Source organism: Curtobacterium sp. L1-20, assembly GCF_048755855.1.
Classification (GTDB): Bacteria; Actinomycetota; Actinomycetes; order Actinomycetales; family Microbacteriaceae; genus Curtobacterium.
The window spans coordinates 1-23,699 of record NZ_CP151472.1; the positions used below are offsets into that span (position 1 = coordinate 1).

General features: G+C 65.6%; 25 protein-coding genes. 15 read left to right on the forward strand and 10 right to left on the reverse strand.

Annotation, left to right across the window (positions count from 1 at the left end; all coding sequences use genetic code 11):
* Positions 1-107: 107 nt before the first annotated feature.
* On the reverse strand, positions 108-677 hold the full coding sequence (locus AAEP86_RS00005) for a recombinase family protein (RefSeq protein ID WP_420367083.1): 570 nt from the start codon (positions 675-677) through the stop codon (positions 108-110).
* Positions 678-877: 200 nt separating this feature from the next.
* Between AAEP86_RS00005 and AAEP86_RS00010 the strand changes: the two genes are divergently transcribed.
* Positions 878-1,078 (forward strand): hypothetical protein, encoded by a 201-nt coding sequence (locus tag AAEP86_RS00010; protein WP_420367084.1) that lies wholly within the window; start codon positions 878-880, stop codon positions 1,076-1,078.
* Positions 1,079-1,442: 364 nt separating this feature from the next.
* Entirely contained in the window at positions 1,443-2,027 is a 585-nt protein-coding gene (locus tag AAEP86_RS00015; RefSeq protein WP_420367085.1) for an SGNH/GDSL hydrolase family protein, read from the forward strand.
* A 361-nt stretch (positions 2,028-2,388) separates the two neighbouring features.
* Here the strand turns inward: AAEP86_RS00015 and AAEP86_RS00020 are convergent, their stop codons facing one another.
* Entirely contained in the window at positions 2,389-2,874 is a 486-nt protein-coding gene (locus tag AAEP86_RS00020) for a GNAT family N-acetyltransferase (protein WP_420367086.1), read from the reverse strand.
* A gap of 735 nt (positions 2,875-3,609) precedes the next feature.
* Positions 3,610-3,870: a hypothetical protein gene (locus AAEP86_RS00025; RefSeq protein ID WP_420367087.1), complete on the reverse strand. Its 261-nt coding sequence runs from the start codon at positions 3,868-3,870 to the stop codon at positions 3,610-3,612.
* Positions 3,871-3,982: 112 nt separating this feature from the next.
* Here AAEP86_RS00025 and AAEP86_RS00030 point away from each other — a divergent pair, with 112 nt between their 5' ends.
* Both AAEP86_RS00030 and AAEP86_RS00035 read left to right on the forward strand, forming a co-directional pair.
* Positions 3,983-4,471: a hypothetical protein gene (locus AAEP86_RS00030; RefSeq protein WP_420367088.1), complete on the forward strand. Its 489-nt coding sequence runs from the start codon at positions 3,983-3,985 to the stop codon at positions 4,469-4,471.
* Between the two features lie 98 nt (positions 4,472-4,569).
* On the forward strand, positions 4,570-5,070 hold the full coding sequence (locus AAEP86_RS00035; protein WP_420367089.1) for a GNAT family N-acetyltransferase: 501 nt from the start codon (positions 4,570-4,572) through the stop codon (positions 5,068-5,070).
* Positions 5,071-5,103: 33 nt separating this feature from the next.
* On the opposite strand, the gene AAEP86_RS00040 is transcribed toward AAEP86_RS00035, so the two are convergent.
* Complete coding sequence (locus AAEP86_RS00040) at positions 5,104-5,253, reverse strand: hypothetical protein (protein WP_420367090.1); 150 nt, start codon at positions 5,251-5,253, stop codon at positions 5,104-5,106.
* A 127-nt stretch (positions 5,254-5,380) separates the two neighbouring features.
* Between AAEP86_RS00040 and AAEP86_RS00045 the strand changes: the two genes are divergently transcribed.
* On the forward strand, positions 5,381-5,587 hold the full coding sequence (locus AAEP86_RS00045) for a hypothetical protein (RefSeq protein WP_420367091.1): 207 nt from the start codon (positions 5,381-5,383) through the stop codon (positions 5,585-5,587).
* A 244-nt stretch (positions 5,588-5,831) separates the two neighbouring features.
* Here AAEP86_RS00045 and AAEP86_RS00050 read toward each other — a convergent pair whose 3' ends face one another.
* On the reverse strand, positions 5,832-6,686 hold the full coding sequence (locus tag AAEP86_RS00050) for an NAD-dependent epimerase/dehydratase family protein (RefSeq protein ID WP_420367092.1): 855 nt from the start codon (positions 6,684-6,686) through the stop codon (positions 5,832-5,834).
* On the opposite strand from AAEP86_RS00050, the gene AAEP86_RS00055 reads away from it, so the two are divergent.
* The 7 genes from AAEP86_RS00055 to AAEP86_RS00085 all read left to right on the forward strand — a co-directional run bounded on the left by AAEP86_RS00055 (position 6,685) and on the right by AAEP86_RS00085 (position 9,801).
* Positions 6,685-7,026, forward strand: coding sequence for a hypothetical protein (locus AAEP86_RS00055; RefSeq protein WP_420367093.1), 342 nt, complete (start codon positions 6,685-6,687; stop codon positions 7,024-7,026). The genes AAEP86_RS00050 and AAEP86_RS00055 overlap by 2 nt on opposite strands.
* A 342-nt stretch (positions 7,027-7,368) precedes the next feature.
* Positions 7,369-7,629 carry a glutaredoxin domain-containing protein gene (locus AAEP86_RS00060; protein ID WP_420367094.1) on the forward strand — a complete coding sequence of 87 codons (261 nt, stop codon included), beginning with the start codon at positions 7,369-7,371 and terminating at the stop codon, positions 7,627-7,629.
* Entirely contained in the window at positions 7,629-8,084 is a 456-nt protein-coding gene (locus tag AAEP86_RS00065) for a hypothetical protein (protein ID WP_420367095.1), read from the forward strand. Before AAEP86_RS00060 ends, AAEP86_RS00065 begins: the two co-directional genes overlap by 1 nt.
* 17 nt (positions 8,085-8,101) lie before the next feature.
* Complete coding sequence (locus AAEP86_RS00070; protein ID WP_420367096.1) at positions 8,102-8,320, forward strand: hypothetical protein; 219 nt, start codon at positions 8,102-8,104, stop codon at positions 8,318-8,320.
* A 126-nt stretch (positions 8,321-8,446) separates the two neighbouring features.
* Positions 8,447-8,722 (forward strand): hypothetical protein, encoded by a 276-nt coding sequence (locus tag AAEP86_RS00075; RefSeq protein WP_420367097.1) that lies wholly within the window; start codon positions 8,447-8,449, stop codon positions 8,720-8,722.
* Positions 8,723-8,769: 47 nt separating this feature from the next.
* On the forward strand, positions 8,770-8,973 hold the full coding sequence (locus AAEP86_RS00080; RefSeq protein WP_420367098.1) for a hypothetical protein: 204 nt from the start codon (positions 8,770-8,772) through the stop codon (positions 8,971-8,973).
* 3 nt (positions 8,974-8,976) lie between these two features.
* Positions 8,977-9,801 carry a Fic/DOC family protein gene (locus AAEP86_RS00085; protein ID WP_420367099.1) on the forward strand — a complete coding sequence of 275 codons (825 nt, stop codon included), beginning with the start codon at positions 8,977-8,979 and terminating at the stop codon, positions 9,799-9,801.
* Positions 9,802-9,806: 5 nt separating this feature from the next.
* On the opposite strand, the gene AAEP86_RS00090 is transcribed toward AAEP86_RS00085, so the two are convergent.
* Positions 9,807-10,199 (reverse strand): hypothetical protein, encoded by a 393-nt coding sequence (locus AAEP86_RS00090; RefSeq protein ID WP_420367100.1) that lies wholly within the window; start codon positions 10,197-10,199, stop codon positions 9,807-9,809.
* 29 nt (positions 10,200-10,228) lie between these two features.
* Between AAEP86_RS00090 and AAEP86_RS00095 the strand changes: the two genes are divergently transcribed.
* A complete protein-coding gene (locus AAEP86_RS00095) occupies positions 10,229-10,354 on the forward strand; it encodes a hypothetical protein (RefSeq protein WP_420367101.1) in 126 nt (41 codons plus the stop codon).
* Between the two features lie 449 nt (positions 10,355-10,803).
* On the opposite strand, the gene AAEP86_RS00100 is transcribed toward AAEP86_RS00095, so the two are convergent.
* The 3 genes from AAEP86_RS00100 to AAEP86_RS00110 form a co-directional block, all read right to left on the reverse strand.
* A complete protein-coding gene (locus AAEP86_RS00100) occupies positions 10,804-11,268 on the reverse strand; it encodes a hypothetical protein (RefSeq protein ID WP_420367102.1) in 465 nt (154 codons plus the stop codon).
* A gap of 216 nt (positions 11,269-11,484) precedes the next feature.
* Positions 11,485-11,760, reverse strand: coding sequence for a hypothetical protein (locus AAEP86_RS00105; RefSeq protein ID WP_420367103.1), 276 nt, complete (start codon positions 11,758-11,760; stop codon positions 11,485-11,487).
* A 245-nt stretch (positions 11,761-12,005) separates the two neighbouring features.
* Complete coding sequence (locus AAEP86_RS00110; protein WP_420367104.1) at positions 12,006-15,218, reverse strand: LamG-like jellyroll fold domain-containing protein; 3,213 nt, start codon at positions 15,216-15,218, stop codon at positions 12,006-12,008.
* A gap of 418 nt (positions 15,219-15,636) precedes the next feature.
* On the opposite strand from AAEP86_RS00110, the gene AAEP86_RS00115 reads away from it, so the two are divergent.
* Both AAEP86_RS00115 and AAEP86_RS00120 read left to right on the forward strand, forming a co-directional pair.
* On the forward strand, positions 15,637-21,813 hold the full coding sequence (locus tag AAEP86_RS00115) for an RHS repeat domain-containing protein (protein ID WP_420367105.1): 6,177 nt from the start codon (positions 15,637-15,639) through the stop codon (positions 21,811-21,813).
* Positions 21,814-21,824: 11 nt separating this feature from the next.
* Complete coding sequence (locus AAEP86_RS00120; protein ID WP_420367106.1) at positions 21,825-22,295, forward strand: hypothetical protein; 471 nt, start codon at positions 21,825-21,827, stop codon at positions 22,293-22,295.
* A gap of 929 nt (positions 22,296-23,224) precedes the next feature.
* On the opposite strand, the gene AAEP86_RS00125 is transcribed toward AAEP86_RS00120, so the two are convergent.
* Complete coding sequence (locus AAEP86_RS00125; RefSeq protein WP_420367107.1) at positions 23,225-23,416, reverse strand: hypothetical protein; 192 nt, start codon at positions 23,414-23,416, stop codon at positions 23,225-23,227.
* Positions 23,417-23,699 lie beyond the last annotated feature (283 nt).

The window sequence follows — 23,699 nt, forward strand, 5'->3', positions numbered from 1 at the left end:
GGCGATTTCGGCCGCGCCTGCAGTGTTCGAGCATGTCGGCCGGCCAGGGCGACGCGGGGCGTGAGCTGTCCCAGTCAAGGATGGCTACCCGAGGATCGGGCTGGTTCTCACTTCGGATCGGCGCGGTGAACGGCTCTGTAGACAGTGGCTCGGGCGACGCCGAACAGCTCGGCGAGGTCACTCGTGGTGTGGGTGCCGGCACGGTGCAGCTCGACGAGATGCTTCTCCTGTGCCTTGTTGAGTTTGGGCTTACCGCCGCGCAGCTTGCCGGCGGCCTTTGCGATCGCCATGCCTTCGCGGGTACGGGCCCGGATGAGGTCGGCTTCGAACTCGGCGACCATGCCGAGCACGTTGAAGAGGAGCCGGCCGACTGGGTCGGTAGGGTCGTAGACCGACCCTCCGAGGTTGAGCGCGACGCCCTTCTTCCTAAGTTCGTCCGCGATATCGGTGGCGTCAGGAAGCGATCGGGCAAGGCGATCGAGCTTCGTGACGACGAGGGTGTCGCCGGCTCGGACAGAGGCGAGAACTGATCGAAGGCCTGGGCGTTCTCGAGTAGTGCCGGACATGCCGTGGTCGACGTGGATGTGCTGATCAGCGACTCCAAGGGCATGTAGGCCGTCGCGCTGCGCCGCGACGTCTTGTCCGGAAGTCGAGACGCGGGCGTATCCGATCAGCATAACGGCAACTGTATTGTCAGCCGTACCTTCGCCGGGCACTTTCGCGGGACAGTCTGCTAAGACTGCGAACCCTAGGCGTTTGCTGAGCCCTCGATCCCCTCCTCTGAGGTCGCCGACGTGTCCGGGGGGCGACCGGCTATTGAGATAGCCGTGCAGCAATGCTCTGACCACGCCACAGGTCCGGGTTGTACGTTCGGCTCATGGTTGAGGACTCAAGTTCGAGGCGCAAGACGCCTGTATGGCTCTGGATGCTGTTCATCGCTGGGTTAGCCGTCTTCGCACTCGGCTCGTTCCTCGCCCGTGTTGACGGCCACCTGTACGGCCTCCCGATTCTCGCGGTCGGGCTAGCAGCGGTCGTGACCTTCGTCACACTCCGTGGCCGGTACACCGGCAAGAGGTAACAAGCGCGAAACGTCGATCGGGAGCCGTCCCGTCAACTCATCGCTTATCGGGACTCGGATTTGGATCGCCACTGGGCGACGCTTCGCCACGCAGCTACCGCTGCCAACAAGAGCATGCAGCCGATAACCAACCCACTCGCCTTCACGGACAGCGCCACAACAGCGAGGACGACGAATACGACGAATGCTGAGAGCGAGACGACGAGTTCCGTCGCCTCTGCCCTGGGACTTCTGTCTCGGTTGGCAGCCATGCCGGGACGCTACACCGGGCTCGCACGGGACTGCCCGTTGACGGATCCCTCAGCGGGCGGCCCACCGAGTGCATGCGCGATAGGTGCCACGCTGCGCGTTCTACGATCCGAGCATGCCGAGGGTCGCGTTTTACGGGGACTCCATCGTCACGGGTTGGCGAGGGATCAGCGCGACGAACAAGCGGTGGACGACGACCGTGTCGGAGAGTTTCGGCTGGTGCGAGTTGAACGTCGCGATCAACGGCGTTGGCTTTGTGCGACGCCGGGGAGGGGACCGCACTGACGACGGTGAGGCGCTTGGCCTCCTTTCCGATGTCCTCGCCTCTGGTGCAGATGGATGCGTGGTCGCGCTCGGTGGCAACGACTCGGTGATCGTTCTCGGCCGAGAGGACGAGGTGCGCGCAGCGGTCGCACGGGACCTGAGAGCACTCGTGCAGCACTTCCCGGACGGTGCCCTCGCGGTGCTGGACCTGTACTCGCCATACGGGTCCGACTACCCGCCCGGATGGAAAGCCGTGCGGCAGATCCTGCAAGAAGAGACGCATCGGGTGGGCCTGCAACTGGTCCCGGGACTCGCAACAGCGATCAACCATGATGAGGCACTCCTCTGTCCCGACGGTGTGCACCCCAACGACGCCGGGCACGCAGCGCTTGCCGACAGCATCGAGCCGCACCTACGCGCCGCGCTGTTCGGGTAGAGGTTTGTACCCGCGTCCGTTAGTCGATCGGCGTACGGGACAGCTCAAAGCACGAGCATTCCTGGTCTGAGTAGCGTGCTTGAGAGCGGAAACGGAGTCTCGATGTCTGGACAGCAAGTAGCGATGGTCACCTTGGGGTGCTGCGTGATCATCGCCGGCATCGGCGGGATTACAACCTCACGCGGACTTGCACGCGCCATCTCTGAGGCATCCTGGGGCAGGCTCGGAGTACCGTTCCGGCCGCGACTCGCCCGCATGGGCATGATCGGGGCTGGCGCGATCGCAGTCTTGATCGGCGCGACTGTCATCGTTCTGGCTCTCACAGTCGCCGCCTCCTGACCGGCGGCCGCTTGACGATCGGCTATCGGACGTCTGCAGTAAGGGTCTTGCTGTACCAGCGGTCGGAGTACGGCTCGTCGTTGAAGGGGACAACGCGTTCGTAGCCGTTGCGCTCGTACATCGCGCATGCTTCCGCGAGGGCAGCGCGTGTGTCGAGGCGAACCGTACCCATCGAGCGCTGTCGGCATATCTGCTCGGCCGCGCGCAGCAGCTGCGACCCGATTCCCCGGCCTCGATGCGACGGCGCCGCGAAGACCTTGGTGAGTTCAGCCACACCGTCGAGGAACCGAACGCCGGCGCAGCCAACGGGTCGCCCGGCTTCCACGGCGACGAGCAGCACGCCGGTGGGCTCTTGCAGATCGCTGTAGGGCTCGGCTTGGAGTGCTTGGCTCAGCTCGTCGTCTGTCGCCGGTCGCTGGTACCACCGGGCCGCGACGTCGGCCATGTACTCCCGAACGATGCCAGCCGCCAGGGCGGTGGTTGGAGCGACGGTCTCGATCGTGATCACGACACAACGTTATTCACCTCGGACGGCGTCCAGTGGCCGATCGGCTAACGGTCTCTTGCGCTGGCCTGTAAGAGGTCGTGCTTCTGGGAAGATGCGAGACATGGCAAACCGAGCTGCCGCGTATCCCTTCGTGCCCAAGTCGACCGCGTACCTCGAACCAGGGTGCTTTTGGCCGGTCCGATTGAGCGATGGTCGTTGGTCAGCGGCGACGGTGTTGGCTGTCGGTCCTGTGCTGGGCAGCGAGCACGCGGTCTCCAGCTCTCGGATTTTCACTGCTGGCTTACTCACGTGGACGGGCAGAGAGCCGCCAACCGCGACGAGCCTTGCCGCCGCGGACCTCGTCGACTGGGGCGGCATGCACGTGAGAGCGATCACACGACACGGCGAGCAGGTCCTGGGGCGCTGGGACGGAGTGGGACAGCTCAGTCCCCTCCAGAAGGTGAGTCACCGATCGGGCGGCACCGTCGAGCTGTTCACGAACGGTCAGCTCGACGGGAACGCGTCCCTTCAGCAGGCCCGTTCGCTACCTGTGATGGGCACTTGGGGCCTGAACCACCTGTGGGTGATCGCTGAACAAACCCACGTTCAAGGAACGTCCCGCTACGAACGCGAGCCGCTCCGCTGACGGACCCCCTGCCAAGACGCGCCGTCTCATCTTGTCGACGCGGATGCGTCATCGTTCCCGCGGCCGTTGCTATTTGCCCGCCAGCGCGGCGAGCCTCACAGAGCGGCTAGTCAGTAACCAGCCCAATGCTCCATAGCCGCTCGCATCACGTGAGACACAACGAAGTTCCAGACCGAGATCAGCGACACCGCGATGACTGCCGCGACTCCGGCGAGCAAAGCCAGCGCTCCCGCAACGCGCCGGGGTGTGTGGCGCTTCACGGGCGCATCGACCAGCGACGCCGGTGAACCGCTCATCAACCGCTCCAACTGGTCCGCCGGCTCTTCAGCTCCAGCACCGCTTCTCCCCATGACGCACACCGTCGTCTTCACCGGTGAGGTTGTCAACAGCCAGCCCGAAAACGCTGACGCTTCCAGGTAAACCCACTTCGCCTATCTCGGTAGCCGATCGGCCAGCGAGACGTGTCACTCCTACGATGACTGAGTGGTCGATGACGTTGTGGGCGGTGCTGGCTGGATTATCCGTGGGAAGGACCTCCGGCCCGAGATCACCGACGTGGGCGCATTCCGGCAGGAAGTGCAGGACGACCCCCTCGGTGCGGTCCTCGAGCTGCTGTGGACGGGCCGCCCGGACGCCGCACTGCAACAACTGCGTCGCGCTCCGCAGTCAGCGCGAGTCAGAGCGTTGACCGCTGACTGTCATCGCGACCTCGGCGATGCAGCCCGTGCGGTGCGCATCTACGACGACCTCGTCGACGAGTGCCTCGGCACAGCCTTGGAAGCGGTGATGCGGCAACACCGCGGCAAGGTGCTCCTCGCCGCCGGCGAACCTCATCGTGCCATCGCCGACTTCGCGGCGGCGGTCAGACTGCGGCAACAAGCTGCCCCCGAACTCCTTGCCTCCGCCAAGCAAGGCCACGCATACGCCCAAGCACTCGGACACAGACCACGCCAAGGGCCGCCAACGTCCTGATGAGCCGACGCATCTGTCCGCTAGCCGATCGGGCGCCGGACAGGGCGATAGACTGTCAGCAACGAAACCTCTGCCGACCACGGCGGAGGTTTTCTTGTATGAGCACCCCAACACCCCTGACCATCACCACTGCCGACGAACAGCACCGGCCCCAGCTCGAACAGCTCTGGACCATGTTCCGACACGAGATGTCCGCATTCACCGGCACGCTCCCCGACGAGCACGGACGCTTCCGCCAAGAACGGCTCGACGCCGGCCTCTCAGAGCCGGGCTGGTCGGCACACATATTCCATCTCGGACCGCGCCCGGTGGGATTCGCGGTCCTCCGCGGACTGGACAAAGGCGAGCACGTCATCAGTAGCTTCTTCATCGCGCACGGAGCACGACGCGCTCACATCGGACGCGCCGCCGTGAGCGAACTGACCGCGGCACACCCGGGGAGATGGACGGTTGCCTACCAGGACCGCAATGAAGTGGCAGCGAAGTTCTGGCGCACGGTCGCAACCGAACTCGACCCTGCGTGCACGTTCGAGCACCGTGCCGTCCCGGGCCAGCCCGAGCTACCCTCCGACTCCTGGACCCGATTCGGTGTCCGATAGCCGATCACCCATCGGACGGCGCGGAGCGCGTGTTCAGCGCTTGCGACGAGCAAACAGAACGACAGCAACACCGACGATCACGACGGCAACAATGACGAACAGCCACGGCGGCAGCGAGTTGCCGTCGTTCGGGTTCACCGCCGCCATGGTCGGCGCGGCAGATTCGGCGAGCGTCTGGATCATCCGCCGAGGCTATCGATTAGGGACTACGCACGGCCCCTTGAGGATGGGTAACTGAGCTTTAGACTGTGACCGTGAGAGGGCGGACAGAGGGCGGGCACTTCGCCGTGCCGGCCGTACTGTCGTGTCGGTGCCCCTCCTCATCGTCGCCGTCGTGCTGTTGATCATGATCCTGGCCGTGAACCAAGGACGAGCGTTAAGACAAGGACGTCGAGCGCGCGAAGGCAGCGCTTCTTCCTCATCCCCAGGTTGGGCGTACTACGTGGTCTTGATCGTCGGGCTCATCGCGCTCGTTGCACTGGGAGCCCTCCTGTGGACTCACCTCAGTTCGAGCTGATCGGAGGGACAGCGGGCGTCCGATAGCCGATGGCTCAGCGAGGCTCGTCGTCGTCGCGCTGATCGGCCGCGGGCGGTGTTCGCGAGTTGTCCTCCTCGTCGCGCTTTCGGTGCTTGATTTGTTGGTCTCGAAGGAACGCGATGAGTACGCAAATGGCGAGAAAGATGAAGCCGGGCCCTGCCAGGTGGCCCGCTAGGGGTGAGAACACGCAGCTAGCCTCCTCCTCAGGACAGCGGCTGGACCGCTAGTGCTCGCGCAGAGCGGCGACGTCGCGTGCCTGCTCGTCATCGGTCCAGGGGTCGAACCGCGAGTTCTGGAGGTGCCACGCAACCGATTCTCGGACTCGCGCATCGGCGTCGCTTGCGCGCCAGTGCAGGAGCTCATGTGCGCGCGCCACCGACGCAAGCAGGTGTTGGGAATGGTTCTTGCTGATCGAGAGATCTACCGGGACGCGCGCGTCCGGGACCGTGGCGAACGAAACGTCTGCGCCGGCGGCGTCAGCGATTTGTCGGAACCAGGTTCCGATCGGCAACACCCGCTCTTCTCCGATGTTCACGGCGAGCCCGTCGGCCGAGCGATTATCCAGCGCAGCAAGGGCGGCGCTCGCCACGTCGTCGACATGCGCACGGGTCCACAGCAACGTGCCACCTCCTATTGGTATTTCACGGTTGCCGCTGAGGACTCTGCGAAGGATGGCTGCCTCCCGCTGCTGGTCATCGTGGGGGCCGTAGACCATCGGGAGGCGAAGCACGACTGCTCCGCGCGGGAGCCATCGCTCCTCAACATCGAGCTTGTCGTAGTCGTCGGGGACGCCCGCATACCCGCGGCTGGCATACGGGTATCGCTCACGACGCAACTCCGCTTGTTCATCGAGGGGCACCGCCGCTTCGCACAAGCCGCTACGCAGGGCTGTGATCGCCTGATACACATCCTGACTCGACAGGACCACCGTTGGGACATCCGGGAGAACGCTCGTCACGGCATCGACGTCTGCGCCCGTGAGCGCGTTGCTGTCCAAAACGGCGTCAGGACCGAAGGCCCGCGCGAGGTGTGCACCGCTGCGCGCTACGAGATCGCCTGAGCAGGAGAGGGGAACCATGATGCGCACCCGCAGCACCGCGACCGAGTTGGAAGCCACCCGCGCCGCCATCCACAGCGCCGCCGCCGCCCATCACCCGGAGGACGCCGCCCGCGGCCGGCAGGCCGTCGAGGATCACCCCGACCAGCTCAACCACAGCCGCGCGGTCGCGGAACAGCGCATCCGTGACCGTCAGGAGCGGATCGCACTGGACGACGCGGACATCGACGCCCGCATCCAGCACCGCCGCGAAGGGCACACGGGACCCGAGGAGTGGACCTACGAACTCATGCACCGCGCGGCGCAGACGGGCCGGGAGGTCGCGTACTGGGAAGGGGTCCGCGACGCAGCCCGCCGGTAGACGAAACGGAGGGGCCGCTGCGCGGCTGGCAGGGACGACAGTGTTGCAGAATGCGCAGCCCGCTATTCCTATCGACTCACGGGAATGACGAAACGCGTCCAATGCGCCAGGGGATTACCAGCCCTCCCGCTGTCCGCAATGCCCCAGCCGCACTTGCGTAAACGTCATGCCCTGGTGCCAGAGCAATGCAGAACAATGCGTGCCAACAGGTGTGCCGCCCGGCAGAAAAAGGGCGAATAAAATGCAGGAAAAGGGTACCGAAATAGGTGCTAACAGCGTAGAATAGAAGCATGCCACGGGGGAGGGTCCCCACTGCATCACAATCTTTGGAAGGTGATTTCGATGAGCATCACGGTTTACAGCAAGTCCGGTTTCTGCGGGATGTGCAAGGCCACCGAGCGCGCTCTCGTATCCGCCGGCATCGAGTACACCGAGCTGCACCTCGACGACGTCGACCAGGCGCAGATCGAGGAGTGGAAGACCACCCTCGGGACGAATGCTCCCATCGTCGTCACCGACACTGAGACCGGTTCCTGGAGCGGCTTCCGCCCGGACAGGATCGACCAGCTCAAGACCACCCTCGAGACGGGGAAGGCCGCGTGATGGCGATGACGCTCGAGCGTCCGACCACCGTCCGTCCCGACGTCGTCCAGCTGGCCACCCGCGCCGCCGTCGACGACCTCTACGCCGGCGACACCGTGGCCGCGTTCCGCGCGATCGACGCCGCGACCACCGACCCCACCGAGACCGTCCGCGAGTGGGGCCTGACGCCGGAGCAGCGTCAGGTCTACGAGGCCGGCTACATGGTCGGGTTCCAGATGGCCGCCCCGGAGCTCATGGCCGAGGTCCTCGAACTGCGGGCCCGCCTCGAGCAAGCCGAGCACGACGCCGACCGGTACTACACCGCGATGAGCCGCCGACCCGCACCCGCCGAACCGACCGCCTCCCGCGAGACGTTCGCGGAGCGGTCCCGGGCCCGCGGCGAGCACGACCGTGCCGACCGTCACGAGGCGACGATCGACCGGATGTTCCCGCAGTACGCCGGCGCCGGCGCCTGACCGAGGACACTAGGACGATGGCAGCGAACGAGGGGCGGAACGTCGACGTCGAGCGGGAGATGGCCCTGATCGAGAAGGCTCAGCAGCTCGGCGGCCACTTCCCGAACGCGGAAGCGCTCGGGCGGGCCCGACGGATCCTCGAGGGGACGCTGACCGTCGAGCAAGCACGCGCAGAAGTCGCGGCCAAGCACGGATTCCCGCTCCAGAACCGTGACGAGCCGGACGCGCGCCCGTGACCGATCGCCCCGCTTTCACGTTCGCCCGCGACGCCACCACCTCCCGGAGTGTGGATGCTTCTGTGGTTGACGTGTTCGCTGCGCCGGCGGACCTTGACGAGCTCGCGGCGCCGCCAGCCGACGGGCGTGACCGCGATCCCGATGGGGGAGTTCACGGCGCGGGAGTGGGCGATCTTCCGGCAGGGGCAACGCTGGGGGTATGAGTCCCGGCAGGCTGAGGTCGACACGCTGCAGAACGCGTACCAGGCTGCGGACTTCGACGCTGACCGGTACTACCGGGCGGCGTACGACCACGACAACCACGACTGCGCGATCCACGCGAACAAGGGCCGCTACCAAGGCGCCGCAACCAGGCTGTTGCAGTGGGCGGACCCAGACGATTTCGACCCATCCGAACCCTGACCGGCACCCAGGTGCGGCGGTAGAATTAGTGCAGGAGGAACGCGACTATGAGCATCACCACCCCCGGCACTCAGACGGTTTCCGCCGCCGAAGCTGCCCGCCGGATTGAGTTCGCTGACGCTGCCCTCGGTGCAGCCGGCCACGAGGTCACCGACCCGGAGCTGCAGCGACTGCGCTGGGCTGCCGCTCGCGGTGAAATGAGCGTCGAGGATGCCCTCGCCGCGGGGATGGCGCACCTCGACGCGCGCTGAGCCGTGCCGACTCCTGTCCGTGCCTGGGATGACTACTTCATCCCGGGCACGACTGTTCTCCGGAACAAGCTCGGCGCCACCACCGCGGCGGACCTCGCCGCCCGGGAAGAGTTCGCCGCGTCACTACGGCTCGCGGAGCTCGTCGAGGATCCCGTGCGTGGAGGGTTCGACTACGACCACATGAAGGAGATCCACCGGCGGATCTTCCAAGACGTCTACGAGTGGGCCGGGCAAGAACGTGTGGGCCCGGACACGCGGATGACGAAGGACGGCCCCGACGTCGTGAACTACGCCGTGGGGGACCCGGCCGCTCCGACCGTGGCGTATGGCTACTACCCGGGGCCGGGTGTCGCGTCGGCGGCCGAGCACCAGTACCGGCTCCTCGAGCGGGAGCATCACCTCGCCGGGCTGCCGCGGGAGCGGTTCGTGGAGCGTCTGGCCGAGCACTGGGGGGAGCTGAACACGATTCACGCGTTCCGGGAGGGCAACACCCGGGCGCAGTTCGTGTTCTTCTCCGACCTCACCAACAACGCCGGCTACCGCCTCGACGCTGGACGTTTCCACGTCGGAGCTCCACTGCGGGATGCGTTCGTGGCCGCCCGGTTCTACAACCAGGCCACGGGACGTTCCGACCGTCTTGCCGAGGTCCTCGATCAGGCGATCACGGCGCGCGATGATCGCCCCCGGCGAAGTGGTGGCGGGTCGAGCATCGAGCGGCTGCAGCAGCGCGTCGACGAACAACGAGCACGAGCGCGTGAGCAGTTCCAGCCGGGCGGGTTCATCGCCGACAGCACCCGCCGAGGCCCGCAGCACGGCCCGCGCCAGTGACGCCGCTAGACCAGCCGCCACCCGTTGCCGGCACTCTCCGTGAGTGCGAGGTAGCAGAACCCGGCGATCCCAATCGGGATCGACAGGACCCACAGGTACACGTAGACGTTGAACTTCAGCAGCAGCACGAACAGTGCGATCGGGGCGGGCAGGATCCACCCGCCGACGCCCTCACGCATCGGCTGGGTGGCGCGGAAGTACCCTTCCCGGGCGAGCGGGTACGCGAGAGCCTGCACCACCACGAACGAGATCGCGCCCGCGAAGGCGAACCAGTCGCCGCCGGCGGCCGCGCGGGTCGCGAGGTAGATGAAGAAGATGCCGGGCAGGAGTCCGAGCACGATGCTCGACGGCAGCCGTGTGTACCGTCGGTTGATCCATGCCCCCAAGACGAATCGCATGGCGCGATCCTGGCAGGAAGGACCGACACGTGACCAGTGCCGCCGCGTCGACAGCTCCGGAGCGGTTCTGGTCGCACGTCGTCAAGGGGCCGGCGCCGGCGGACTGTTGGATCTGGACCGGCGCGATCGGGGACGACGGCTACGGCCGGTTCTGAGTGCCGCAGCCCGATGGCGGCCAGCGGTCGATGCGCCCACAGCGGTGGCTCTACGAGCACCTGACGGGTGTCGCGCTCCTGCCCGACGTCCTACTGCTGCACGCGTGTGATGTGCCCCTGTGTGTGCACGTCGACGTCGACGAGGCTCGGTCGCACCTGGCCACGGGGTCGCACCGTGGGAACATACCCGAGCGGGTGCAGCGCGGCCGACACCGCAACGGTTCGACCGCGATCCGAACTGCTGGCCTCGCTCGTGCGCAGCGACTGCGGTTGTCGCGTGAGCTCCGTGAGGCGTTCCGCGATCACGGGTGGGATCCCGCCGTGATCGCCGCGCACAAGACCGGGATCGAATCGGACACCCCAACGCTCTGGTGAGGTCGGCCGCCGGCACAGACAGCCCCGAGCACGTTCCGTGCTCGGGGCTGTCTCACGCGGCGGGCCGGCGGCGACTACGCCGCGTACGCGGCCTGTCCGTCGTGCTCGCCAGCGTGGCTCTCGTCACCGTCGATGCCATCGGTCCCGGTGGCGTCGCCGCCGCTCTCGACGACGTTGTCCTCGTCGGCCGCGGAACGCGTGGTCGTCGCCTTCGGGCGCTTCACTTCCCGCACGGGGATGCCGAGGCGTTCCGCGACCTCGTCGCGGCTGACCTTCGTGTCGAGCATCCGTCCGATGATGCCGGCGGCCTCGCGGCGGGAGGCTTCGACCTTCTGCTCGGTCTCGGCGCGGATCGCGGCGATGCGCTCTTCCGCGTCGGCTTCGATGCCCTCGACTGCGTCGACGGCGACGAAGTATTCGGTCGCGAGCTCTTCGAGCTGTTCCTGCCGGCGGCGGAACTCCGCCGCGCGTTCCGCGGCGCGCTCCCGGGCGGCCTTCCGCGCGGCGGCCTGCGTCGCTGACTTCCGGTTCTCTGCCATGTCGATCCCTCCCGATCGTCTGCGGCCGCCCCGTGCGACCTAACGGCTACAACCCCGACCGCGGGGCGGTTCGGGAGCGGACCGGGCAAGCCGGGCCGTGTTCATCCGAGCCAGACCCGTACTGCGGTTCTAGCTCGGATGCTGCCTTCGACGCACTCCACTCTCAGCACCGACTTCTTCGTTCCTCAGTCGTCGATGCTTCCCGTTCTCGTGGTCTCAACCAGCATCCGCGCAGCGCTTGTTGCCCTCATCAGTCTCATCGGCACGTACACGATCTTCCTCATGCAATCCGGCGTTGGTGCTGCGCGCGATGCCCAAGTGCGAGCCGACGCCCTGAACGACGCTGGCAAGCTCGACGAAGCAAAGACATCGCTGAGTGCAGCACTCCGTGGCATGGACGGCTTGCTGAACAGCGGCGGTGAACTTCTTGTTCAGATCGGCGTAGCCGTCCTCGCTGGGATCTTCACCGCCTGGATCATCGCTCGCGATCATGCCGCGGCCCAAGCCATCGCGACTGCTTGGCTTGAGGCGTACCTAGAAGTGGAGAAGGCCCCTACCGAACTCCCTCCTCAGCGGAGATGGCTGCGCCGATGATGTGCGTTTTGTCAGTGGGGTCGGCTTCGGAGTCACGAGGAATACCGACGCAAGCTTTACAGGGCAGGGGGCACGGGTCGCGGCCGCCTCCGCCTCCGGTACCACCGGATGCAGGCGGGACGCGAAGCCGACCAGCCGGGGGGTCAGAACCCCCCGTTGAGGTTGCCGCTCGAGCGAAGGTTCGTCATCTGTGTGCTCGAAGCGATGCCTTGCACAACGAACGGTTCGAGGACTTCTCCCGCAAACAGGTCCCCGGTCTCGTCGTTGACCATCCCGGACCCGACCATGAATGGCCCGGTCGGGGCAGCGTCCGCGGCCGGGAGGCTGTACACGGCAACGCCGGTGGACCCGGTCCCGGTTGCGAGAGCGCCGTTGACGAAGAGCCGAAGTTGATGGTTGACGGCGTCCCATTGCAGGGCGACGTACGTCCAGTTCGTGTCGCCGTCGCCAGCGAGCGAGAAGGCTGACGTCACGCACGATGCGGATGATGTTGTTTGTGCGTGGACGCAGCCTTGCAGTCGTGGACCGTCGACCTTGATGAGGAACGCGTACGTGGAGTCTCCGTTCTGCGACAGGACCGTGTAGGCGTGGTGGGCTGCGCTGTCTTCGGATGGGTTGATCCAGGCGCCAGCTGTGAAGCTCTTCCTGGTGTCGACGACGGGACCTGCTGTCTTCGTGACGGTCTGCTCGGCGAAGTACCCGAGGAGCTTGTCGACGGTTCGCCCTTCGCAGGTCGCGGAGTGGGAGTCGAAGTAGTCGGCGGCGGTCTTGCATCGGTAGACGGCGGTCGCTTGCAGTGGGGCGGGGACAGCGTCCGCGGACTTCCACGCGGAGCCGAGGAGCGTTCCGGTGACGCCGGTGCCTTCGCAGCTGCTCGAGGTGGAGGTCATGTCGCCGGCGGCGACAGCGCACGCGTACAGCTTCGTGAGTCCCGTTCCGGTTTGGCCTGGAGAGAGAAGGTCACCGAGGTTGGACTCGTAATGCGACCCGGACGGTGCGCTGCCGTTGATGACGGCGGAGTGGTAGTCGCCGTTGAACCTGTTGATGCTGATCAGTGGCGTATCGGCGTTGAGATCGAAGGCTCGCGTATTGGGCGGGCCGTTGAAGGAACCATCTGGTGTCGTCGTCGACGTGTTCCCGCCGACCGCTAGCGGGGCTGGAGCGTCGGTGTTGCCGTCAGCGACGGACGTCGGTGACGTGTCGTCACTTTTGACGCTCCACCCATGGCCGGGGCCGATGGCGACCGCCGGGTCATCGGCGACGTTGTCGAACTCGAGGCCGGTGGACGCTGAGTGTCCTGCTGCGTCGAGGGACACGTTGCCGGCCTTGTCGTAGGTGGCGACCCAGAGCGTGGAAGTGCTGTCGGTCGGGGCGAGCGTCAATTTGGTGGACGTGCCGGATGAAGCGCACACGGCGGTGACGGGGCCGTTGGTGAAGTCGCAGTCGGTGTCTGAGGACGGGGTAATCGTCGTCGGTGGGACGGGGGCGGGGGAGGTCAGCGCGGTCGGCGTCCACCAGTACGCGACCGTCCTGACGGCGTCGCTGGCGGCGTACGAGACGGTGACAGCGATGGGCTTACCGATCGTTGATGCCGCAGTCGAGGGGCTGGTCACTTGCGGGAGCGATGGGCCGTTGTTCAACACTGTGAAGTAACACCACGATGACCATGGGCTGGAGTCGTGACCGTCCGTGCTGACAACGTGCCACGCGAGCGCGGTCGGCGCGTCGCTGTTGAACGTCGCTTGCGGGAGCGCGATGGATTGTGTTCCTGCTTGTTCCGATGGGGTGACGAGCGCTTTCAGTCGTGTGCCGAGGTTGTTGACGGCTGCGATCTCGACGGTGGACTGGAGGTGGTCGTTGTCGGGGTCGGTGGCGTTCCATTGGAACGTGATGGCTTGCGCGTGGTTGTTCACGAACACGGGAGCGCTCGCGCTCGTCGCGCAGGTCCGTTGCGGAGATGTCATCTGCAGCGCGGTCGGCGTCTTGGGCGGGTTGTTGTACGTCACCGTGAGCCGGGCGTTGTTGTTGAAGTGCTTGCGGGAGATGCTGCCCTCGTTGGTCGAGCGCAGTCCAATCTGCATCGTCGAGCTCTTCGCAGCGGCGATGTCGGTGACGCCGTTGACGACGTTCCAGCCGACGCTCGTCGGTGAGATGCCACAACCGCCGGTGGAGGTGAAGTTCTGGGTGTCCAGCTTCTCTCGCCAGAGGTTCGGGTCGCTGTTCCAGGTGAACCCTGCAGTTCCCGGGCCGTACCGCCACGCTTCGACGGGGACTGCGCTGCAACTGTAGGTGGCAACGGCACCGAACTGAGCCCTGAGGATGTGCTTGCCGGCGAGGGCAGCGGTGTTGAACTCCCAGAAGGCGCGGGAAACATAGGTGGTGCCATCTTGTTGGGCGTAGCCGACGCTCTGGTAGCCGGCGGGGGACCCGTCGAGGTAGGACTGGGTGGGGTAGGCGCGGTCGGTGAACCAGAAGTGCTGCTGACCTGCGGACCAGTCCGGGTCGATGAACAGCGGATAGGTCGCGTCCTGCGTCGGGGCCTGCGCGACGTCGAGCGTGATCGTGTCAGCCGCTGCGGTGTGGGGGAGCGGCTGCGGGATGGCTGCACCACCGGGGCCGTCTTCGTCACCGTCGTGCGATGAGTCCCACCATGTCGGCTTCGCTGCCGTCACGATGGAGCCGTCGGTGGCGGTAGCGGTCGCGGAGGTGGCCGATTCATGCACGTTGGCGCCGTGGAGGGACAGTTCCAACGCTTGGAGATCCGGGTTGGCGGCCGCGGCCGGATCGTTGACAACGAACACCTCGCTCATCCCGGTTGCGGATGCCTGCAGGCGAAGGTCGACGCCGGGAAGGACGTCTCCATATGTGGCTGTCGGCCCGTCGACGGTCGGCGTCGGCAGCGTTCCACCATCGGGCCACGACTCGGACACCCACTGGCCAGTCGGCGTCTGCACTCGCGCGAGGACATCGCTCCCGCCTGCGGAGAACTGCACGGGGGAGAGGACCGCGGCGGGCTCCAGCCAGTCGCCGTCGTGCTGGAGGTCAGCGTCGATCTTCACCCATTCGCCGTCCTGCTGCACACGGGTCGGTTCGGTGGTCTGCGTGAGTTGCAGTGTGCCGTCGGGCTCGGCGACCACCTGCGATGTCGGCGTCGTGCTGCCATCGACGACGACCTCCTCACCGGATGACACCGCGTCTGCAGACGCTGATGCTTCGGCAGACGCATCTGTCGACGTCGGTACCGATGGGCTTGGGCCGGTCGGATCACTGTCCGCGTGGGCGGCGAGCGGCTGAACAATGAAAGCAAGTGCGGCGATCGAGGTGAGAACCGCCACGGGAAGCGAACGACGCAGCAAGAGGACCCCAACCTGATGACCGAATTCGCTTCGAGAATGAAGCGGACGTCGAAACCGTAGCGACACTCGTGCGCTTCACCTGCCCCAATTACGGGGGGTGCGATTCTCGAAGAACCCGTCCGATTCCGCGCCATTCCGGCGGAGTGAGCAGTTCGACCGCGAAGGTGAGGGTTCCCAAAGGCTTCAGCGCGGCGGGGCCGGAAATTCGCGGAATACGGCCTGAACACCCCCTTTCGGGGGAGGGGTTTCTAGGGCGTACCTGTCGCTAGCATTCGATCGCGCTGAACACGGATTGTTGCGCGCAGATTGAAATGGGGCAGCTGTGCGAACTGGTCGTGTGCGCGAAAACGTGAGAACTCGCCGGTACCGGCGAGCGTTCGGAACGGTCACGCGCCGCGTATCTGTTGCTGTTCCTTTCGTGGTGATTGCCGCGTTGGCCGGTTCGCTTTTGACGCCCGTCGCCAGTGAGGCGTCAGCATTCCCGCTGATCGCGGACCTCGGCAAGCCGGTGCCCGGGAAGTCCGCGCCGAACGTGTCCGGGACCAATGCGGCGGCGTCGTCCTCGTCGGCTGTCAGCTCGTCCGGGGCCGTGGCGGCGGTTCATGCGGAAACCGTGACCACCCCGACCGCGCAGGTGGATTCGGTGCGTGTGCGGTCGGTCAGCGGCAAAGCCGAGACGGTGAGTCGTGGCAAGTGGGTGGCCGTCGCGGACTCCGGAATCAAGGTCGCGGCGAGTGCCTCGAAACAAGGAACGCACGGGCCGGCGAAGGTGAGCGTCGGCGTGCTCAGCAAGTCCGAACTGCGGAAGCAGCACCTGAGCGGCCTGGTCATCAGCGTCCGTCGCGCTGACGCGAGCACCGCGACCAGCTCAGTGACTGTGGATGTTCCGAAGAAGCTGCTTGCGCAGGCTGGAGGAGCCGATTTCGCGAATCGTGCGCACTTCGTGGAGGTCCCCGCGACGGGCAAGAAGACGGCCACGACCGTCCCGATGACGTCCACGACGACGTCGGCGGTGCTCGCCCCGAAGGTCAGCAGCCGGGTGATGCTCCTCGCCGCGACCGGTGGGGCGACGTCCTCGAGCGGGACCGGCAGCTTCGCCGCCACTTCGCTCAAAGCCTCCAGCAGTTGGGATGTCTCTGCCCAGACCGGTGACTTCTCATGGCAGTACCCGTTCACAGCTCCGCCTGCTGCCGCGGGTCCGGCGCCGTCGCTTGCGCTGAATTACGACTCGCAGTCTGTCGATGGTGAGACCGGGTCGACGAATAACCAGCCGTCCGCTGTCGGTGACGGGTGGGAGCTCAGCGGCGGCGGCTTCATCGAACGGCAGTACGTCTCCTGCTCGCAAGACGACGGTGCGTCCGGCGCAGTCGCAACTTCGGGGGACCTGTGCTGGAAGGTCGACAACGCGACGCTTTCGCTCGGTGGCCACAGTTCCCCGATCGTCCGTGACAAGACCACCGGTGATTGGAAGCTCCTCGCCGACGACGGATCCCGTATCGAGCACCTCGTCGGCACAGCGCAGGGGTGCCAAGCGAACGGCACCTACGACACCGATTGCTGGCGAGTCACCACTGGAGACGGCACTCAGTACTACTTCGGTTTGAACCATCTGCCGGGCTGGGCGTCCGGCAACGCGACGACGAACTCGGCGTGGACGGTCCCGGTGTTCGGCAACGACGCCGGCGAGCCGTGCCACGCGTCCACGTTTGCAGCGTCGTCGTGCGTGCAGGCGTGGCGGTGGAACCTCGACTACGTCGTCGACGTCCACAAGAACGCGGAAGCGTTGTACTACAACGCGGAGACGAACAGCTACGGCAAGGACGGCACCGGCGCGACGTCGTATGTGCGGGGCGGCCAGCTGAACCATATCGACTACGGCCTGACGGCATCGAATGTGTACGTCGCGAACGCCGCATCCGACCGGGTCACGTTCGGCTACGACGTGTACGGCCGCTGCAACGACACCACGCACGCGAATTGCACGAAGGAGACCGTCAGCGGTGCCGCGGCGAAGCCGGCGACACCGGCGGCCTACCCGGACGTGCCGTTCGATCAGCTGTGCGCCTCAGCATGCACCGCGAACCCGGTCCCGACGTTCTGGACCGACGCGATGCTCGACACCGTCACTACCGCGGCCCGCACCGCCGCAACCACCTACACCACCGTTGACACCTGGACCCTGTCGCACTCGTTCCCCGCTCCCGGAGACGGCACGAACGCAGCGCTCTGGCTCACGCAGGTGCAGCACAGCGGGTCTGCTGGGCACACAGCGATCACGGAGCCGGCGACGAAGTTCAGCGGCACCACCAAGCAGAATCGGGTCTGGGCGGTCGACGGACTCGCACCACTGGACAAGTGGCGGATCTCCTCCATCCTCGACACCACCGGCTCCGTCACGTCCGTCAACTACTCCGCCCAGGACTGCCAACCCTCGGAAGTGGCCGCGATCGAAGCCGGCGCGGCGACGAACGCGCGCCGCTGCTTCCCGCAGTGGTGGACGCCGCAGATCACCCCCGCGGTCGCGCCGAAGATGGACCTGTTCCACAAGTACGTCGTCACGAGTGTCGTTGCCGATCCGAAGACCGGCGGCGGCGCGGACCGTCCGCAGGTGACGTCGTACGTCTACACCGGTACCCCGGCCTGGCGGTACAACACGTCGCCGTTCACGCCCGAGAAGAACCGCACCTGGTCCGTCTACGCCGGCTACAACACTGTCGAGGTCCGCGAAGGCGACAGCAGTAAGCCCACGACACAGAAGACCACCGACTACGTCTTCTACCAAGGCATGGACGGCGATCGTGCCGCCACCAGCGGCGGCAGTAAGTCCGTCACCGTCACTGGCGCGGACTCCGTCACCGACTCCGCTTGGTTCGCCGGAACCACCCGGGAGACGAAGACCCGCAACGGCGTTGGCGGGACTGTCATCGACGATGTCGTCAACACGCCTTGGGCGTCTGCAGCGACCGCGAGCGATGGAACGAACACGGCGCGGATGCTCGGCGATGGCAACAGCGTTGACACTCAGCCGACCGGTGGCGGCGGGACCCGCACCAAGAGGACGACCACCACACACGACGACGACGGCAACACCGCCACCGTCAGCACCGTCGCCTCCGACGCCGGCAACACCTGCCAGAGCACCGATTACGCGCCCGACAACACCACCGCGTGGATCCGCGGTCTGCCGCAGGAGCAGCGCACCGTGGCCGTCGCCTGCGGTGAAGACCCGTCCCTGCCCGGGGACGCTGTCAGCGACGTCCGCACCAGTTACGACGGCAACCCGTTCGGCGCCACCCCCTCCAAGGGTGACGCGACCAGCACGCAAGAAGTCGACAAGTACGCCGGTACCACCCCGCACTGGGTCTCCAGCGCAACCTCGACGTACGACGCTCTCGGCCGGGTCACTGGGAACACCGACGCGCTCGGCCGGACGACGGCCACCGCGTACACGCCGGCGACCAGCGGACCGCTGACGAAGACCGTCACCACCAACCCATCACCGTTCAAGTGGACATCGACGACCACGATCGATCCGACCCGCGGCTCTGTCCTCTCCGAGACCGCAACTGACGGCAGCGTCACCACCGCCACCTATGACGGGCTCGGACGCCGCGTGAACGTGTGGCTGCCGCAGCGCCCCCAGGCGTCGAACACCACGTCACCGTCGATCGCGTACGCCTACTCGGAGACGCAGTCCGCTCCGCTGTCCGTCGCGACGACGACGGTGATGGCGCACACCACCGCGACGACGTACCAGCTCTACGACGGCCTCGGCCGGCCCGTGCAAACCCAAGCGTCCTCGCCGTCCACGGGCACGATCGTCACGGACACGCAGTACGACCCGGCTGGGAACGTGTCACTGACGAACAACCCCTACTGGACCGTTTCGGTGAACCCGTCGGGGAAGCTGTTCGTCCCCGAGAGCCAGCAGCAGATCGGCTCGAGCACGCAGAACGTCTACGACGGTGCCGGCCGGCAGACGGCCGCCATTACCAACTCGTTCGGAGACGAGCGGTTCCGGACCACGACCGCGTACAACGGCGTCGACGAAACCGACATCACCCCGCCGTCCGGCGGCACGCCGACGAGCACGTGGACGAACACGCTCGGGCAGAAGACCAAGCTCGTGCAGTATCTCGCGTCCACGCCGAGCAGCACCGCCAGGAAGCAGGCGACAACCTACGGGTACGACAACCGCGGGAACCTCACCTCGACCATCGACCCCGCGGGGAACACCTGGTCCTGGACGTACGACCTGCTCGGCAACAAGGTCAAGTCCGTCGACCCGGACACTGGCACCACCACCTCGACGTACGACCTCGCCGGCCGTCAGCTGACCACGACCGACGCCCGCGGACAGACCCTCGCGTACGTCTACGACGCACTCGATCGGAAGACCGCCGAGTACGCCGACGCAGCGACCACCGGGCCGCTGCTCGACAGCTGGACCTGGGACACGATCAAGAAGGGGCAGCTGACCTCCTCGAGCAGCTACACCGGTTCCATCGCCGGTACCCCCGGGAACGCCTACACGCGGACCGTGACCGGCTACGACGCCGGCAATCAGCCCACCGGCACCACGACGACGCTCCCCGCGTCGACCCCGGGGTTCGGTGCGTACAGCTACAACGTCACCTACACGTACAACCAAGACGAGTCACTCAACAACGAAAACCACCCCGCTGTCGGCGGACTTGCCGCCGAACGCGTCGGCTACGCGTACGACGGCGTCGGGAACATGTCCAGCGTCACCGGCACCGCCGCATACGCATCCGCGATCTACACCAGCCTCGGACAGCTCGCCCAGGTCAACCGCGGCGGAAACCTCACGAACTCCTCCGCCTACGGCTACGACGCCGCAACCGGCGCCATCACCGAGATCAAGGACATCTCCGGCACCGGCTCATCGACCGAGGTCCAAGCCGACCGCATCTACACCCGCAACAACGCCGGCACGATCACCTCAACGGCCGTCACCGGCGCTGCGGGCGTGGAAACGCAGTGCTACTCCTACGACCAGCTGCAAGAGCTCACCGAAGCGTGGACACCGAACAGCAACAGCTGCGCGACCGCACCCTCCAAAACCGCACTCGGCGGCCCGGCACCGTACTGGAACAGCTACACGTACGACACGGCCACCGGTAACCGCACCACCGCGACGCAGCACGGCGTGGGTGCGGCTGACGACACAGCGAGCACCTACTCCTACCCCGCGGGCGGGGCGGCCAACCCGCACGGCGTGACGTCCGTCGACGATGGCGGGTCCGGTGCAGCTGACACGTACGGCTACGACGCGGCCGGTGACACAACCGCGATGCCTGGCCAGGTGCTGACGTACGACGCGGACGGTCGCATCGCGACCATCACGAAGGCCGGCAAGACGCAGTCTGATGTCTACGACGCGGACGGCACCCTCCTCGTCCAGAACGACCCGGATGCGGGAGCGACCCTGTTCCTCGGCAACACCGAAGTACACCGAACGGCCGACGGCACGATCACCGCGACTCGCACCTACACGCTCGATGGCACGGCCGTTGATGAGCGCACCACCGAAGGTGGCAGCAACAAGGTCTTCTCCCTCGACACCGACATCGACGGAACCGCCGACCTCGAAGTCGGAGCAAGCGACCAGAGCATCACTCGCCGATGGGTTGATCCCTTCGGCAACCAACGTGGCACCGCTCCGTCCTGGTCCTCGTCACACGGCTTCCTCGACAAGAGCGAATCGGCTCTCACCGGACTCGCGCAACTCGGCGCGCGCGCCTACGACGCAACTCTCGGACGGTTCCTCTCCGTCGACCCGGTCTTCGCGCCCGACAACCCGCAACAGGACAACGGGTACAGCTACAGCGCGAACAATCCCATCACCAACTCGGACCCGTCCGGCGCCTGCTACCAAGCAGGGTCCGACTCCATCGATTTCCACACGAACTGCTCAACGGGTCCGGGCCACAAGGCGACGCACGGCAACAACTCCGCGCCAGGCACCTCAGGTGACAGCAAGAGCTACCACGCCCCAGCGGCAGGCTGGGCGGCGAAGCCCAAGCCCACACCAGCCCACTCTGGCGGAGGCTGCTCATACGACGGTGGGACGTTCTATTGCCCGCCCAGCGCTGTCGCGCGGTGGGCCGCTCCTCAGACCACGCAAAGCGCGGCTGAAACGAAAGCGGAACAGCGGCAGGAGATCATCGACGAGGCGCTCTGGAACCATGCGATGGCGACGAGCCATGCGTGGCCATGGATTAGGGCCACCGCAGAGTGGGAGCACAACCATCAGGGCGCTCTTGAGGGTACTGCGTCGCTGTACGGTGGCATCTATGGATTGCGCTCTCCCGAAGGGTCGCTCGGGTCGACCGGACGGACCGCTGCTGGGAACTTGAAAGAGCAACTCGCCTTGCAGCAAGTAAAGAGTAATCCCATGGCCGGTAAAATGCTCCGGACTCCCATGACTGACCCTCGATGGCTAGGCGTACGTGGGTGGGACAAATACAGACAGAACGTGAACGGTATCGAGATTCACTATGTAGTGAACCGGTTCACGGGTGACGTAGACGACTTCAAGTTCAAGTTGCCTACCGTAGATCCAGAAGATTAAGGATGGCGGCTTTGGCAAAGCAGCAAAAAGCCCTTAAGAACGCACTGCTACGCTCGCTTTTAGGAGGAAGTGACGTCCTGCCTCAGCTTCCGCTGCTGGCGGCGCAGCTAGTGGCCGATGACACTGCTTCTCCGGCCCTGGTTGCGCTGGCTGGCCTGAGCGTTCGGGCGCCGGAGTGGGAGCTACGCGCCACGGCGGACGATCTAAGGCGAGAACTTCAGCTTCCGGGCATTGGCGACGCCGCTGAGAGGGAAAAGCTGGTGGCGTACATCGCCAGAAACCTGATCTCAGATCCGATGAATGTAGGCGAGTACAGTGCAATGCTTCGGGCCATCGCCCGCACGTATTACAACGATCCGATCATGAATCGCATCCAAGCCCTCGTTGGCCTAGCCTCGTCGTGGGATGAGCCGTGGAGTGATGAGCTGCCAGGTTTGCTGAGTGAGGCGGCCCGAGAGTTTCTCGACCCGCATCAGCTGTGAAGTAGTTCGTTGCCTGACGTCGGTGTGCGGCGAACAGCGGCGAGATCGCCTTCCCCGCCGAAGGCTGGCTTGACCTCCACTGACGAGCCAATAATGTATCTTAAGTCAGTATCAGGCGAGCCAGATTGCTCAGCCCTCCACCTGCTTCCCCCCTCTTCTGCGTCGCCATAGGATCATCGCATCGGCTGTCGCCGTCATCAGGGCGCCCAAAAATGCCACGTCACACCAGTGGCGACAGCACGACCCCGATTTGCATCCGTTCCCAGTCCCGCAGACACCGCTCAACCCGCACATCTACGCGCCACTCAAGTAGGGGCACCCCGCTACCGGCATCGCAACCCGTGAACGATCGAATGATGCCGCCAACGCACGCCGCGTTGGCAACTACCTCGCTCGCACTTGCTGCTCGACGAGTACCGGTAGCGTTGGTTCCCCGACAGCTGCCGCATCAAAGCGGCGCTCCCGCTGGGGTGGGGCTACTTGCTCACTAGCCACAGCGAGAATGCAAGCGCTACCAGAGCGATCCCCCCTGCAACGAGAACGAACCAAAAACGCTGCCCCGGCGCAGCAGAGGCCGCTGTCCCTTCACGGGCCCGGCGGGCCTGCCGATACGACGTCCCTTGATTCCATCCGAGGACGAGGACGACCACGACGATACAAACGATGATCAGTGACATCAGTCAAGCTCAATCATCTTGTGAAGCGCGATCGGAGCGAGCGTGTGTGGGATGCTTCCATCGGTGCACCCAATTGAGCACCATTGCGGCCACGGCAAGGATACCCCCAAAGCCAGCTACGCCAGAACCCACGCGCGAACCTGCAATTCGCATGGCTAGACCGACGAAAAGCAAAGCCGCACCCAGGACACCGATTGCAAGCGTCAGCCTTCGAAGGTTCATCGCCGGCGCCTCCTCCAGGAAGTCGTTCTTTCAGCTTCCACCGAAGAAGTCCTCGATCTGATCTTCCGCGTCCTTGACAAAGGCCGGGGCGCAAGCAACGGTCAGGGGCGCTGATAGAGTGTCAACCCCGGGAATAAGGTCTCCGAGGGCGTAGATGCCCTCGGCATTGCAGCTCAGTGCAGCGTAGGAGTACGAATCTTTCGCGTTGTACGCGTCACCCATGCACACACCATCTTCGAGGGTGCCACCACATGTGTACTGCCCCGAGGGGTCACCGACGCCGATGGGGTCGCTACTGGCGTATACAACCGGTCGGATACCTTTTGTGCTGCTCATCTTAGAAGTCCGCCGGAATCTTTCTCCAACTCCCTCAGCTGCTTACTTCTTTGATACACCCGCATCGCATTAAGTACTGCCAGGATGGCGCACACGACCCCAATACTTATCCAGATCGCTGGACTTACTTGCGGTATAATGAAGGTGGACAGTAGGCACAATATCACCG